Consider the following 16,458-nt stretch of genomic DNA (forward strand, 5'->3'; position numbering starts at 1 on the left):
AATTCCTTGAATAAAAAAAGACCCCAAAACAAACATACTTAATGCTTATTTTGAAGGTCTTGCTATCAAGGAATTCCTTGTTAATTAACCGAGTATCTCTACTGTCCTGACGATTAATTACCACTTTCGTGTAAGCTACTCCCCTTCGAGTAGTTATCTTTAATTGTATTTACATTATAACACCTTACATAATTAATAGTCTAGATTATTTTTTATTTTAACCTAAATTTAACAAATTATGGCTTAATCTATATGTAAATATTCTTCTAGTGTTAGATTGTTCATTGCAAAGTTTTTACTGTGTTCAGTTCCAACATATCTATAGTGCCATGATTCATACATGTATCCTGTTATGCTTTCTTTTCCCTCTGGATATCTAAGTATAAATCCATACTTATATGCATTTTCGTACAGCCACTTAGCTTCTTTTGTATTATTAAATTTTTTATTTGCCCAACAAGATTGGTCGTCTCCTCCAATATCAAATGCAAGTCCAGTTTGATGTTCACTTTCTCCTGGCTTAGCTGAAAATCTGTTTGCTTCCTTCTCACCATGTTTCTCTGCATATGTGTTGAATAAATTTTCTTGATATTTATAACTTCTATATGTACTGAAGGCTTTTAGATTTAATCCTGCTTTTTGAGCCTCTTTATTCATTTTATAAAAAGCATCTTTTGCTTCATTACTTTCTTGTGGAGAATAGTCTTCAGGTAAGCTATACTTTTTGTTTGCTACTACAATATTATTTATTGATAAAACGTTCACACCTTTTCTATACTTACTTATTTCATATGCCATGATTTTATTTTCTCCACTAGATATATTAATAAACATTTTTGCGAAAACTAGAAAAAATGCAAAAACTATAATCAAGCCTCTTTTCTTTTTCATATACTGCACCCCCATAATTTAGATTTAATATCTAAAAAATTTAAAGACATTTTACTTCATAGTATAATCATATCATTAATTTATTGCAAATTCTTTAAACAATTCTTAAGAAACTCTTAAATTCTTCTTTATGTTACTAAAACTAACAATATTTTTTCAATTTTTTTATATCACAGGTCCAGATATTGATTTTTTTTCCAAATGATGTATAATGTATTTATGGAAACTTTAAAGTACTACTTAGTACTTATCGTTTTTACATGAAAGGAGATAGCCAATTGACTGACAAACAAAAATTTATTATAACTATTGCTCAAAGAATCTTTGACCAAAAAGGTTTTCAAAATACTTCAATACTAGATATTGTAAAAGAATGTAAAATGTCTAAAGCTACTTTTTACAAACATTTTGAAACTAAAGAAAGTTTTATCTGTGAAATAATTAATTATTATGACGAAAAATTTTTAGAAATTATACATTCTATTAATGAAAACAATGATATTCATCCATCTGAAAAATTAAAAAGAAAAATAATAGCTGTATGGGGAAATATTTTTTCTAGAACTACTATAAATACTTATGTTAGGGAAAATTTTTCTGAAGTGCAACGTAAAACGACAAGTAAGTTACAAAAAAAATCTCGAGCTAATTTATTAAATGAATATAAGCTGAGTTTATTTGATAATTATGGCGACAAAATAGAAAACATTCTATTTGATTTAGTTTTCTTACTAGATGCTCTAATTCACCAGTTTACATATATTATTCATATACAAAAAAGAGAAATAAATGTATACTTTATTGCTGAATTTACTATACAAATGCTTGATTTAGTTGTAGAAAATGCGGATAACCTAAATCCTTTAATTGAAAAATCAATGTTTTTATATGAACAAGAAGATGAAGCTTATTCTTCTCTTTATAGTAAATCATTATTTTTTAAAACAATAGAGGATATAGAAGAGCTAATCAAAACAAACACTTCTCTTGTTGAAAACCCTAAGTTACTAGAAGCATCAAAAAAATTATATGAAGAAGGAAAAAATCAACTATATGATTCTTTAATTATGGATGCAATGATTACATATCTAGAAAAAGAAGACATTTTGAGACCAAAAGTACTTTTATTGAATAGTATTAAAAATCAATTAAAAAAGGAGACGTTATAAACTATGGAAATACAAAGTAATAGCAAAAACAATAAAAAAGGAAATTTGATAATAGCAATCGTAATGACTGGTGCTTTTATAAGCTCTCTTAGTCAAACATTACTGGCAACTGCACTTCCCAATATAATGTCAGATTTTAAAATTACTGCTGATGTTGGTCAGTGGTTAACTACGATTTATCTACTTATTGCAGGTATCATTATTCCTACAACAGCTTACTTGATAAATAGATTTAGTACTCGAAAATTATTTATTACATCAATGACTATCTTTTCTTTAGGATGTGTTATTGCACTTTTCTCTCGTGATTTTTCAACTATGTTGATTGCTCGTGTGTTACAAGCAGTAGGTTCTGGCTCTTTAATGCCACTTTTACAAGTTATTATATTATATTTATGTCCTATAGAAAAACGTGGTACAGCTATGAGTCTAGTTGGTATTACAGTGGGATTTGCTCCAGCAATAGGACCAACTTTATCTGGATGGTTAGTAGATTCATTTGGTTGGCATAGTTTATTTTTGCTTCTTTCACCTATAGCTATATTAGATGTTATACTTTCATTTATATTATTAAAAAATGTTGGAGAAGCTCAGAAACTAAAACTGGATATACCTTCAATAATACTATCTTCTTTAGGTTTTGGTGGTTTATTGATTGGGTTTACTAATCAAGGTAATTATGGCTGGACTAATAGTGCAACATATCTACCAATAATATTAGGAATTGTATCATTAATTTTGTTTACATGGCGTCAATTAAAATCTAAAGAACCATTCTTAGAACTAAGAGTTTTTAAAAATAAACCATTTCTTATTTCTACATTATTAATTATGATTGTATATGCTTCAATGATGTCTGCTACATTAATGATACCTCTATATATTCAATCTGTAAGGGGATTCTCTGCACTTGCTTCAGGTTCTTTAATGATGCCTGGTGCTATACTAATGGTTGCATTAAATCCAGTTGCAGGACGTCACCTAGATAAATATGGTCCTCACGCTCTATCAATATTAGGAACTGGATGCTTATTTTTAGGAACTTTATCTTTTGCGTTTTTAGGCAAAGATACATCTTTAATTCATATATCATTAATGTATTGTATTCGTATGATTGGTATTTCAATGGTTCTAATGCCATTAACTACATGGGGAATTAAAACACTAGATAGAGAACTTATATCTCATGCTACAGCAATTAATAGTACACTTCGTCAAATATCTGGTGCTATAGGCTCTGCTGTACTTATTACTATAATGACAACTGCTACTAAAAAAGCTCACATGAGTTCAGCTATCCTGTCTAATATCCATGGAATAGATGTAGCATTTTCAATAGCAGCTACACTTGCATTTATTGGATTAATTGTATCAATATGTTTTATAAAAGAGCGACAAACTGTTAGAAGTTAAAATAAAAAAAGAGATGTTTTAAGATTAAAATCTTAAAACATCTCTTTTTTTCAGTTTGAAAAATATTGTAATCTTATAATACAGCTATTACTTCTATTTCAACTTTAACGTCTTTTGGTAATCTAGCAACTTCTACACAAGCTCTTGCTGGTTTATTTTCTCCAAAATACTCAGCATAAACTTCGTTTATAGACCCAAATTCATTCATATCTTTTATAAATACTGTAGTTTTAACTACATTTGAAAAATCAGCTCCACTTTCAGCTAATATTGCTTTAAGATTTTTTAGAGATTGAGCAGTTTGAGCTTGTACATCTCCTTCAACTACTTCCATAGTTTCTGGCACAAGTGGAACTTGTCCAGATACAAATAATAAGTTTCCAGCTTTTATAGCTTGAGAATATGGTCCTAACGCTGCTGGTGCATCATTAGTATGTAATACTTCATGTTTCATATTAAAATCCTCCTAATTGGTTAATCTACTATACATAAAATGTATCTTCATACACTATTATACTATTTTTCTTGTATATTATATACACTTTTATTATAATTCTATAATTTTAAAACCTTTTTCTTCTATTGCGTTCTTTATTTTTGCTATATGGTCATAATCTATTGTTTCTAATATAAATTCCGCACTTTGTTTTCCTAGAGCTTCACCTGCTGATAATTTACCTTGATTAGCACTTAAAATATTTCCACCATTCTCACTTATTATTCTAGTTAATTCAGCAAAGTTTCCTGGCTTATCTTCCATAATTGTACTAAATGAATATCTTCTTCCTTCTTTAGCTAGAGCAACACCTATTATTCTATATAATGTATTTATATCTATATTACCACCAGATATTATACACACTACATTTTCATCTTTTGCTGGTGCATATTTACCACTTAATATTGCAGCTGTACACACAGCCCCTGCACCTTCTGAAACTATCTTTTGACTTTCCATCATAAATAATATTGATTCAGCTATTTCTATTTCTTCAACTACTACTATTTCATCAACTAATTCATTTATTATTTCAAAAGTTAAGTCTCCAGGAGTTTTAACAGCTATACCATCAGCTATTGTACTATCATTAAATGCTGTTGTTACTTTTCCGTTTTTAATTGACTCTTTCATTGAAGGTATATTTGCAGTTTGAACACCAACTATTTTTACATTAGGATTTAATGCCTTTGCTGCAACAGCAACACCAGATATTATTCCTCCACCACCAACTGGGCATAGTATAGTATCAACCTTATTATTTAATTGTTCGAAAATTTCAAGAGATATAGTTCCTTGCCCTGCTATAACATATTTATCATTGAATGGATGTAAGAAAGTTGCTCCTGTTTCTTTTTGTATTTCAACAGCTTTTGCATATGCATCATCATAAACTGCACCATTTAAAACTACTTCTGCTCCATAACCTTTAGTTGCACTAACTTTTGCCAATGGTGCTGTTGCTGGCATTACTATTGTAGATTTTATACCAGTCATTTTTGCGCCTAATGCGACACCTTGTGCATGATTTCCTGCACTTGAAGCTATTACTCCACTTGCTTTTTCTTCATCGGTTAAACTTGCTATTTTATTACAAGCTCCTCTTAATTTAAAAGACCCTGTTTTTTGAAGGTTTTCACATTTATAGAAAACATTCGCTCCTGTTTTTTCGCTAAGTTTAACGCTTTCAAGTAAATCAGTTTTTTTAACTATGTCTTTAATGGTCTCTCTAGCTTCTTTCACATCTGTTAAGGTAACATTTATCATTTTATTCCACTCCCGTAAATCCAATTTTTATTTATTACTTTCTATATAATTCTATATCTTTTTTTTTTAAAAATCAACATGTAAACGATTTTTATAATTTTTTAATTAATCACAAAAAAACTAAAAATACAACAATTGAATACAATAAACATATCTATTCAATTAAGTTAGATTACGCTAAATGATAATATTAAAATAATTTTTACATTTTTATCAAAATAACAGTTTATTCTTTATTATTTTTATTAAAATTTATATTTATATTATTTTACTTAATTAAAAATTGTTTTTTTATTCTCTTTAATAACATTAATATTACCACATCTAACCTAAAATATTTTTATAAACAACATTAAATAAAAAAAGTTTTATTTTATACATTTTCATAATAATAAAACTGTACCTTTTACAACAAATATAACAAAAAAAATAAAATACAAGTTAAATTAGAGTTTTATTTTATATAGTAATCATTTTTTATTAAAAGGTATTTTATCTTTTAACATACATTTTATAAAGCTAAATAGAGTTATTATTTTAATTTTATACTTTACTTTTTCTATAAACCTATTATAATTAAAGTATAATCATTTTAGGAACTTGTTTATTTTATTATAAAAATGTGAAACTTATTACATAAGGAGGAATTAAACATGAAAAATAATACTTATAAAGAAATCAAAAACATATATGGAAAAATAAGTCCTTTTGAATTTAAGGACAAATTAATAGATATTGCGAAACATACTGCAAATGAAAATCATAGAGAACTGCTTGATGCAGGTCGTGGAAATCCAAATTGGACTTGTTCAACTGCTAGAGAAGCTTTTTTCACTTTTGGTCATTTTGCGATTACTGAAACACGTTCTAATTGGGATTTAGGACATTTAGCTGGTATGCCTCAAAAAAAGGGCATTAAAGAAAGATTCTTTAAATATATAAATGAAAATATAGATATGCCTGGAGCATACTTAGCTAGAGATATTATAAATTTTGGTATAAATGAACTTGGATTTGATGGCGATGAATTTGTTCATGAACTAGCTGATGGGATTATTGGTGATAATTATCCACTTCCAGATAGAATGTTGCCTCATATGGAAAAAATAGTGCATGATTATTTAGTTCAAGAAATGAAATATGATATATCAGGTAAATATGGTGATGTAGAAATATTCGCTGTTGAAGGTGCTACAGCTGCTATGTGTTATATATTTGATTCATTAATGGCAAATGAACTTTTAAAAAAAGGTGATACAGTAGCTTTAATGACTCCTATATTTACACCTTATCTTGAGATACCTAATCTTCCTCGCTATGATTTTAAAGTTGTAAACATAAACGCAAATGCAGTTGATGAAAAAGGTGCTCATACATGGCAGTATACTAAAAAAGAATTAGAAAAGCTTCGTGACAATTCTATTAAGGCTTTATTTGTTGTTAATCCTAACAACCCTGCATCTATAGCTATGGATGAGACATCTTGTAATAATCTAATAGATGTAATTGAAAATTATAATAAGGATTTAATGATAATATCAGATGATGTATATGGGACTTTTGTAGAAGATTTCTCATCATTAATGTCAAAACTTCCTTATAACACTGTTGGAGTTTATTCTTATTCAAAATATTTTGGAGTTACAGGATGGAGACTTGGTACATTCGCTCTTCATAAAAAGAATGTTTTTGATAAAAAAATAAATGATTTAACTGGAGAATTGAAGAAATCAGTAGATAAGCGTTACAGTGATATGAGTCTTAATCCTTCTAGTCTTTCATTTATGGAAAGAGTTGTTGCTGATAGTAGACTTGTTGCTCTTAATCATACTGCTGGTCTTTCAACTCCACAACAAGTTCAAATGTCATTTTTCTCTGCCTTTGCATTAATTGATAAAGTTGATGCTTACAAAAAACTTAATATGAGTATATGTCATAGACGTCAAAAACTATTGTTTGAAGCTTTAGAGCTTCCAGTTAATAAAAGTAAAAATAATGCTGCATATTATACTCAATTTGATATTGAAGAATGGGCTAAAATAAACTATGGAGAAGATTTATTCAAATTTATAAGTAAGAATGCCTCTCCAGTAGATATACTTTATAGATTGGCTAATGATTATTCAGTAGTCTTACTTAGTGGAAATGGATTCTATGGACCTGAATGGTCAATTAGAATATCTTTAGCAAATCTATATGATGAAGCCTACACTAAAATAGGGAAAGCCATAAGAGAAATATTGAATAGTTATATTGCTGAATGGGAAAAAACAAAAAAATAATCCTATTACACTGAAATGTCTAAATTATGTGAATAAAAGGATTTATATAGACCTAAATAATTTTTTTTGATATAATCCTATCGGAATTATAAATTTTATTTGTGAAAGGCAGAGAATATTATGAGTATTAAGAAAAAAGTTGCCATAGTCTTTACTGGTGGAACTATATCTATGACAGTAGATGATAAAGTAGGTGCTGCTATACCAACTTTATCTGGGGAACAAATATTATCTATGGTCACTAATATTGATAAAGTTGCAGATGTTGAAGTTTTTAATTTTGATGAAATTCCAGGACCTCACATAACACCTTGTAGAATGATGGAATTAAAAAATTATGTAAATGATTTATTAGCAAGAAAAGATATCACAGGAGTTGTAATAACACATGGTACTGATAGTTTAGAAGAAACTGCTTATTTTCTAGACCTTACAATTGATAATATTAAGCCTGTAATAGTTACAGGTGCTATGAGAAGTAGCTCTGAACTTGGCTATGATGGTTCAAGCAATTTATCTGCATCAGTTTGTACTGCCGTATCTAAAGATGCTATGGGTAAAGGAGTTCTTGTAGTTTTAAACAACGAAGTGCTATTGGCTTCTGAAGCTACTAAAACAAATACACTTTCTTTAAATACATTTAAATCTTTAACTAGTGGTCCATTGGGAATAATCGACTGTAACGAACTTGTTCTTACGAGAGATATTGTAAATAGAACCATTATAGATACTGATAAAGTAGAATCTAAAGTTGCACTATTTAAAGCATATGTTGGAGAAGATGCAGATTTTATAAGATTTGCTGTTGATAGTGGATATAAAGGTATAGTTATTGAAGCTATGGGTAGAGGCAATATTCCTCCTCTAATGCTTTCTGGCGTTGAATATGCAAGGGAAAAAGGACTTCCTGTTGTTATAGTTTCTAGATGCCATTCAGGTAGAGTATTTGATAGTTATGGTTACTTTGGTTCTGGTAGAGACTTAAAAAATATAGGATGTATATTTGGTGGAGACCTTCCAGGTCAAAAAGCTAGAATAAAACTTATTTTAGCTCTTGGAAAGACTAATAATATTGATGAAATCAAAGACTTCTTTGAAAAAGGAATCTATTGTTAATTATATTATAGAGTTTAGAATTTAAAATAAATTATATCATAGAGTTTAAAATAAAACATCCCCCTACTGCAATCTTTTACTTATATTGCAATAAGGGGATTTTATTTTATAGCTCTCTTTTTTTATTTATTCCACAACTTTTTTATTTCACAACTATATTAACTAATTTCTTAGGAACTGCAACAACTTTAACTATAGTTTTATCTTCAACTAGAGCTTTAATTTTTTCATCTTCTAAAGCCACTTTTTCCATATCTTCTTTAGATATATTTGAGCTAACAGTTAACTTTCCTCTAACCTTTCCATTAACTTGTACAACAACTTCTATTTCATCTTTTACTAAAGCTTTTTCATCATATTTAGGCCAGTCTATATCAAATACACTTCCTTCTTGACCTATCATAGTCCATAATTCTTCACCTAAATGAGGTGCAAATGGTGAAATTATAGTTACGATTGTTTGTACCCCTTCTTTTATAACTGCTTCATTGATATTATCTAGCTCCTTATATTTGTACATATCATTTATTAATTCCATAAGAGCTGATATAGCAGTGTTAAATCCAAATTTCTCACTTAAATCTACAGTAACTTTTTTAAGTGTAGAATGTATAGTATATCTCATATCTTTATCTTGAGAACTTAACTCACCAAACTCAACATCTTTTTTGAAGACATCTGCTAACTCATCAACTAATCTATATACTCTATTTAAGAATCTAAAGCATCCATCAACACCTTGTTCTGACCAGTCTAAATCTCTTTCTGGTGGTGCTGCAAATAATACGAAAAGTCTTGCAGTATCTGCTCCATATTCATCAATTATATCCATAGGAGATACTGTATTTCCTTTAGACTTACTCATTTTAGAACCATCCATAAGAACCATACCTTGAGTAAGTAAGTTTTTAAATGGTTCATCAAAGTCTACCATGCCCATACTCTTAAATGCTTTTACAAACCATCTAGCATAAAGTAAATGCATTATAGCATGCTCTACTCCACCTATATATTGGTCTACTGGATGCCATCTGTTAACTAAATCTTTACTAAATGGTTCATCTTCATTTTTATTGTCTACATATCTTAAGAAATACCAAGAAGAATCAACAAATGTATCCATAGTGTCAACTTCTCTTCTCGCTGGTTTTCCACAGTGAGGACAAGTTGCTGACATAAACTGTTTTGAAGTAGTAAGTGGAGACTCACCTTTTCCAGTAAATTCAACATCTGTTGGTAAAAGAACTGGTAAATCTTCTTTCTTAACTGGAACTATTCCACACTCATCACAATAAACTACAGGTATAGGACAACCCCAATATCTTTGTCTTGAAACTAACCAGTCTCTTAATCTATAATTAATTGTTCTTTTTCCTCTACCTTCTTTTTCTAATTTATTTATTATTCCTTCAAATCCTTCTGAAGCATCTAATCCATCAAATTCTTCTGAATTTATCATTTTATTATCTTCTGTAATTACATCTATTATATCTAGATTATATTTTTCAGCAAAATCTCTGTCTCTTTCATCATGTGCAGGAACTGCCATTATAGCACCTGTTCCATATTCAACTAATACATAGTTTGCTATCCATAGAGGAACTTTTTTTCCATTTAAAGGATTTATAACATATCTACCTATAAACATACCTTCTTTTTCTACATCAGCTGCTGTTCTCTCTATTTCTGTCATAGTGTGCATTTTTTGAACAAAAGCTTCAACATCTGCTTCATACTCAGTACCAGCAACCAATTCTTTAACTAGTTCATGTTCTGGAGCAAGTACCATATAAGTAACTCCATAAGTTGTATCTGGTCTAGTTGTAAATACTGTCATAGATTTGTCAGTTCCATCTATATCAAATACTAAATCTGCTCCTGTACTTTTTCCTATCCAGTTTCTTTGCATTATTTTAACTTTTTCTGGCCATCCATCTAATGTATCTAAATCATTAAGTAATTCTTCTGCAAATTCAGTAGTTTTAAAATACCATTGTTCTAAGTCTTTCTTTAATACTGTTGATTTACATCTTTCACATGCTCCTTGAACAACTTGTTCATTTGCAAGAACAGTCTCACAAGAAGGACACCAGTTAACATAAGATTTTTTCTTATATGCAAGTCCATGTTCTAAAAATTTCAAAAATATTTCTTGAGTAAATCTATAGTATTCTGGAGTTGAAGTTGCTACTTCTTTATCCCAATCATAGCTAAGCCCTAATAAATTTAATTGTTCTTTCATTTCTTCTATATTTTCCATTGTCCATTTATGTGGATGTATTCCATGTTTTATAGCTGCATTTTCAGCTGGTAAACCAAAAGAATCCCATCCCATTGGATGAAGTACGTTATAACCTTCCATTTTTTTGAATCTTGCGACAACATCGCCTATAGAATAATTTCTAACATGTCCCATGTGTATCTTTCCAGATGGATAAGGGAACATTTCTAATGTGTAATAATTAGGTTTTTCAGTTTGTGCTGTATCCATTTTGTATTGGTCATTATCTTTCCAAATTTTTTGCCATTTCGATTCTACTTGTTTAAAATTATATACGCTCATATTTTGCCTCCTGTTTTTAGTTGTGTTCAACTACTTTGTTTAATATTATTTACTTATAATTTCCAAATAATTCTTTGAAAATAAAAAATCCTCGTCACTAAACTTGCGTTTAGGGACGAGGATAAATCTTCGCGGTACCACCCTAATTAGCCTACTTTTATAGACTCTCTTAGATAGCTTTTAATCCAGCCATGGAGAATAGGTTTTAATCTAGTAAGTTCAAAGTTATATAATATTAGTTCTCACCTTCCACTAACTCTCTGAAAAAATATAATCTTTTACTGCTCTAGTCTATTCAATTCAATACAATTTTTGAAATTTTCTAACTATAATAACATATATTATCATGTTTATGCTAATGTGTCAATATCTATATAAGGTGCATCTTTCCATAATTTTTCTAAATTATAAAATCCTCTATTTTCCTCATTAAATACGTGAACCATTATATCTCCATAGTCAAGAAGTACCCAAGTTTGAGTTCCTTGTCCTTCTTTTCCTCTTGGTTCTAATCCTAGTTTTGCTAATTCATCTTCAACATTATCAGCTATAGCTTTTACTTGTCTTTGAGAAGATGCTGTAGTAATAACAAAATAATCACATAAACTAGAAACTTTTCCTATATTTATTATAACTGTATCTTGACCCAGCTTATCTTCTATGGCATCATATGCTATTTTTGTCATTTGTTCCACTGTCATATAAAATTTCCTCACTTTCCTAATTTAAATACACTTAGTTATTCTAACATATTAATACGATTTTGTAACATAGTCAACTTTAATTTTATTAATATGTTTGCCTTTATATAAGATTTTTATAATAACTTTTCTTTAATTAGGTAGTTTCTTGCCATAACAGTTCTTGGATGTATTTCTTCTTTTTTATTAATAACAAACATTAAAGTATTATTAAATGAAGTTAAAAGTGCTTCGTCAAGCTTACCTTCATAGGCTAATTCTCTCAATGTATCTACAACTGGAAATTTTCTTCCTTCTTCAATTAAATCTGCTATGTAAATTATTTTTTCTAAAAGAGACATATCTTCTCTTCCTGTTGTATGGTATTTAATTGCATTTATAATATCTTCATCTTCTATACCAAACTCATATTCACATATGTATGACCCTATCACACTATGTGATAGAGAGCGGTTTCCATCTTCTATTGGGTCTAAGTATATTTCATACTTATTAACATAATCCTCTACTTCTTTATCACTTAAGTATTTCGCACAATCATGAATCATCCCCGCTATATAGGCTTTTTCTTTGTCACATCCATAAATTTCACACAATTTTACAGCACATTCTGCAACATTTTTTGAATGACTAAGCCTTCCTACTGGTAGCATTTGATTTAATCTCTGGTTAATATTCTCTAAGTTCATTTAATCATCTCCATATTGATATAGTTTATTTTCATACAAATAATTTTCTACATTTTCGGGTACTAAGTAACGTATAGACTTTCCTTCATTTAGCTGTTCCCTTATATATGTGGATGATATATCCAATGATGGAACGTAAACTGTTATAATGTCAGCATTATATTTTTTAGTCAGTTTCTCTATAGTTTCTTGTGACCTTAATAAGCTAATACCTGGTCTAGTTGCAGCTATAAAAGTAGCTAACTCAAAGTTTTTCTTTACATCTTTCCACTCTTCAACACTACAAATAGCATCTGCCCCTGTTATAAAGTAAATATCAGCATTTTTGTATTTTTTCTTTAAATATTTTAATGTATCGATTGTATAAGTCCTTTTATTTCTTTCGATTTCTACTTTTGAAACTAAAAAATCTTCATTGCTTTCAGTTGCTAGAAGTGTCATATTGTATCTATCATACTTATTTGTAGTGATACCTAGTTTATGTGGTGGATTTCCTGATGGTATAAAGATAATTTTGTCAATCTCATACTTATCTCTAATAAACTCTGCTGTTGCTAAATGAGCATAGTGTATAGGGTCAAAAGTACCTCCTAATATACCTATTTTGATTTTGCCTTTATGGCGATTAAATTTCTCTAGTTTTTCAGTATTTTTCAATTCTGCCTTCTGAACTAGATTTTTACTTCTCATATTTTGTCTCCTTTTAATGTTATAATACTATTGTACCATTATTTTTTATTTCTTAAAGCTTATAAATTATTTTTTTTGGTATATAATCATATTTATATGGTAAAAAACACTTTAAAAAATAATTATTTAACATAGTTTCACTTAACTTTTTAATAAAAATAACTTTTTATTATTTTGTCTTAATTTAGATTAAATATAACGTATAATTATAAGTTTTTTATTAAATTTTATTAGTTACTTTTGTTAATATAATTACATATAAAAAAGGAGAAATTATGAGTATAATTACAAAAATAGAACAACAAAAAAGAAATGATGATAGAGTAAATATTTATGTAGATGATAAATTTTTTATTGCTATATTTAAAGAACTTGTTTATACATTTAATTTAAAAAAAGGAAATGAAGTAAATGAAGAGGAATTAAAATCCATTTTAGATGATGAGATGTATATAAAAGCTAAAAATAAAGCATTAAATATTTTGTCTCGTGCTGACCAGTCTGAAAAAAAAATGAAAGAAAAACTATCAGCAGATTTTGAAGAGGATACAATTGATAGAGTTATAGATTTTCTTAAAAATTATAATCTGGTAAATGACAATATATTGGCTCAGAAAATAGTTAATACCAATGTTAATTTAAACAAATGTGGCAAAAACAGAATTAAACAAAATTTATATAATAAAGGTATTGAAAGAAGTGCAATTGATGAAGCAGTATCAGAATTAGACAAAGATACTGAATTTGAAAATGCCATGTATCTAGCAAAAAAAAGATATGAAAGGGTAAAAAAAGAAGATAAAAAGAAAATATATCAAAAAATTTCTCAACATCTTTCCTATAAAGGCTTTGATTATGATATTATTAAAAGAGTTTTAAATAAACTTTTAAATTTTGATGAATCTGATATATAAGTATATTTTTAAATATACTAAGGAGGTAAATTATGAAACTAATTATTGGTGGTTTAAGCTTTTTATTAGGATTATATAATATATATCAATTATATAGAGAAGATAGTATGAGATAAGTATTATTTTATTAAAATATAATACTTATTATGGAGGGAAAATCAAATGAAAAGTCAAGAAAGATTTAAAATTTTAGACGTTGATGTTTATCTACAACCATTTGAGTCTGACATAAAAAAAAGGATGAAACACTATGAAGATGTAAAAGCAAAAATATTAACTAGCTGTGAAGATTTTAATTCTTTTGCAAATGGTCATCTTTATTATGGATTCCATCAAACAAATGATGGATGGTTTTATAGAGAGTGGGCTCCAAATGCAGATAGTTTATCATTAATTGGTGACTTTAATAATTGGAATAGAAAATCCCATCCTCTAAAAAAAATAGATTCTGGTAATTGGGAAATTTTTATACCTGATAAAAACAGCTTACCTCATAAATCCGAGGTAAAGGTACAAGTCACTACAAATGGGGAAACATTTGACCGCATACCATTATACATAAAGAGGGTAATCCAAAAGGATTCTGGTAGCTTTAATGGGCAGATATGGCAACCAAAAACTCCATTTAATTGGACTGATAATGAATTTGATTTAAAAAACATAACTTTCCCTTTAATCTACGAATGTCATATAGGTATGGCTACTGAAAAAGAATCTATTGGAACTTATAATGAATTTACTGAAAATATACTTCCTAGGATAAAGAAAGCTGGATACAATACTATTCAACTTATGGCTATCATGGAACATCCATATTATGCTTCTTTTGGATACCAAGTTTCAAACTTTTATGCAATTTCATCTAGATTTGGTACTCCTGAAGACTTAAAAAACCTTATAAATACAGCTCATTCAATGGGAATTGCTGTTTTATTAGACTTAGTTCACTCTCATGCTGTAAAAAATACTTTAGAGGGAATAAATGAATTTGATGGAAGTGAACATCAATTTTTCCATTCAGGTTCAAAAGGTAATCACCCTGCTTGGGGAACAAAACTCTTTAACTATGGTAAGCCTGAGGTAATTCATTTTTTACTTTCAAATATAAAATTTTGGCTAAATGAGTATCATTTTGATGGTTTTAGATTTGATGGCGTAACCTCAATGCTATATCATAACCACGGTCTTGGAGTTTCATTTGACAGTTATAAAAAGTATTTCAGTGCAAACACGGATATGGAAGCTATAACATATCTTCAATTTGCAAATGAATTAATAAAAGAAATCAAACCTAATTCAATAAGCATTGCAGAAGATATGAGTGGAATGCCTGGAATGTGTATACCTATAAGAGATGGTGGAATTGGCTTTGACTATAGATTAGCAATGGGAGTACCTGATTTTTGGATAAAAACTATCTCAAAATCTTCTGATGAAAATTGGGATTTAGGTAAAATGTGGTACGAGCTTACTACTAGACGTCCTGGTGAAAAAAACATTGGATATTGTGAATCTCATGACCAAGCATTAGTTGGTGATAAGACAATTATATTTTGGTTAGCAGATAAAGAAATGTATTGGAATATGGAAATAAACTCAAATAATCATATTATTGATAGAGCCATGTCTCTAAACAAATTAATTAAATTAGCAACATTTTCTCTAGCTGGTGAAGGATACCTAAATTTTATGGGAAATGAATTTGGACACCCTGAGTGGATTGACTTTCCACGTGAAGGAAACAATTGGAGTTATAAATATGCTAGAAGACAATGGAGTCTTTCAGAAAATGATAACTTAAAATATAAACAACTATTGAACTTTGATAAATCTATGCTTGAACTTACAAAATACAGTGATATTTTTGCACAGAATAGTTATGAACTTATACATATAGATAATGATAAAAAACTTTTAGTATACAGTAAGGGTAAATATTTATTTATATTTAATTTCCATCCTAATCTGATGCAATCAGTAGACATATCAAAATTCCAAGACAAAAAATACAAGACAGTATTAAGTACTGATATGATAGAGTTTGGAGGAAAAACAAGACCAGAAAACTTAATAGACTACGATATCTATTTTACTTCTACTCCTCCATCTTCTAAAATACCTATTGCATCTCTCACAGCAATAGTATTTTTAAATAATATTATCTAGATATAAATAACTACTAAAAGCCAAATAACAATTTTGATTTTAATACAAAATGTTATTTGGCTGATTTATTTTCTTGCTAATTAATTATTTTTTATATCT

General features: G+C 28.6%; 13 protein-coding genes. 6 read left to right on the forward strand and 7 right to left on the reverse strand.

Annotation, left to right across the window (positions count from 1 at the left end; all coding sequences use genetic code 11):
• Positions 1-243: 243 nt before the first annotated feature.
• Positions 244-891: a D-alanyl-D-alanine carboxypeptidase family protein gene (locus tag IC758_RS13765; protein ID WP_227432530.1), complete on the reverse strand. Its 648-nt coding sequence runs from the start codon at positions 889-891 to the stop codon at positions 244-246.
• 278 nt (positions 892-1,169) lie between these two features.
• On the opposite strand from IC758_RS13765, the gene IC758_RS13770 reads away from it, so the two are divergent.
• Entirely contained in the window at positions 1,170-2,060 is an 891-nt protein-coding gene (locus tag IC758_RS13770; protein ID WP_227432529.1) for a TetR/AcrR family transcriptional regulator, read from the forward strand.
• Positions 2,061-2,063: 3 nt separating this feature from the next.
• Positions 2,064-3,473: an MDR family MFS transporter gene (locus tag IC758_RS13775; protein ID WP_227432528.1), complete on the forward strand. Its 1,410-nt coding sequence runs from the start codon at positions 2,064-2,066 to the stop codon at positions 3,471-3,473.
• A gap of 73 nt (positions 3,474-3,546) precedes the next feature.
• On the opposite strand, the gene IC758_RS13780 is transcribed toward IC758_RS13775, so the two are convergent.
• A complete protein-coding gene (locus IC758_RS13780; RefSeq protein ID WP_227860533.1) occupies positions 3,547-3,927 on the reverse strand; it encodes a RidA family protein in 381 nt (126 codons plus the stop codon).
• A gap of 93 nt (positions 3,928-4,020) precedes the next feature.
• Positions 4,021-5,238, reverse strand: a complete 1,218-nt coding sequence (gene ilvA, locus IC758_RS13785; RefSeq protein WP_227432526.1) for a threonine ammonia-lyase — start codon at positions 5,236-5,238, stop codon at positions 4,021-4,023.
• Between the two features lie 653 nt (positions 5,239-5,891).
• On the opposite strand from ilvA, the gene aspD reads away from it, so the two are divergent.
• Entirely contained in the window at positions 5,892-7,520 is a 1,629-nt protein-coding gene (gene aspD, locus IC758_RS13790) for an aspartate 4-decarboxylase (protein WP_227432525.1), read from the forward strand.
• 120 nt (positions 7,521-7,640) lie between these two features.
• A complete protein-coding gene (locus tag IC758_RS13795) occupies positions 7,641-8,636 on the forward strand; it encodes an asparaginase (RefSeq protein WP_227432524.1) in 996 nt (331 codons plus the stop codon).
• A 142-nt stretch (positions 8,637-8,778) separates the two neighbouring features.
• On the opposite strand, the gene leuS is transcribed toward IC758_RS13795, so the two are convergent.
• From leuS to nadD, 4 genes are all read right to left on the reverse strand, one after another.
• The gene (gene leuS / locus IC758_RS13800) at positions 8,779-11,199 is read right to left on the reverse strand and encodes a leucine--tRNA ligase (RefSeq protein ID WP_227432523.1); all 2,421 of its coding nucleotides are present in this window, start codon (positions 11,197-11,199) and stop codon (positions 8,779-8,781) included.
• 350 nt (positions 11,200-11,549) lie between these two features.
• Positions 11,550-11,900 (reverse strand): ribosome silencing factor, encoded by a 351-nt coding sequence (rsfS, locus tag IC758_RS13805; protein ID WP_227432522.1) that lies wholly within the window; start codon positions 11,898-11,900, stop codon positions 11,550-11,552.
• 116 nt (positions 11,901-12,016) lie between these two features.
• Positions 12,017-12,589, reverse strand: coding sequence for a bis(5'-nucleosyl)-tetraphosphatase (symmetrical) YqeK (yqeK, locus tag IC758_RS13810; RefSeq protein WP_227432521.1), 573 nt, complete (start codon positions 12,587-12,589; stop codon positions 12,017-12,019).
• The gene (nadD, locus tag IC758_RS13815) at positions 12,590-13,279 is read right to left on the reverse strand and encodes a nicotinate-nucleotide adenylyltransferase (protein WP_227432520.1); all 690 of its coding nucleotides are present in this window, start codon (positions 13,277-13,279) and stop codon (positions 12,590-12,592) included.
• Between the two features lie 275 nt (positions 13,280-13,554).
• Between nadD and recX the strand changes: the two genes are divergently transcribed.
• On the forward strand, positions 13,555-14,193 hold the full coding sequence (gene recX / locus IC758_RS13820) for a recombination regulator RecX (RefSeq protein ID WP_227432519.1): 639 nt from the start codon (positions 13,555-13,557) through the stop codon (positions 14,191-14,193).
• A gap of 162 nt (positions 14,194-14,355) precedes the next feature.
• Entirely contained in the window at positions 14,356-16,359 is a 2,004-nt protein-coding gene (locus IC758_RS13825; RefSeq protein ID WP_227482865.1) for an alpha-amylase family glycosyl hydrolase, read from the forward strand.
• The last annotated feature ends 99 nt before the right edge of the window (positions 16,360-16,458 follow it).

Source organism: Clostridioides sp. ES-W-0016-02, assembly GCF_020641035.1.
Classification (GTDB): domain Bacteria; phylum Bacillota; class Clostridia; order Peptostreptococcales; family Peptostreptococcaceae; genus Clostridioides.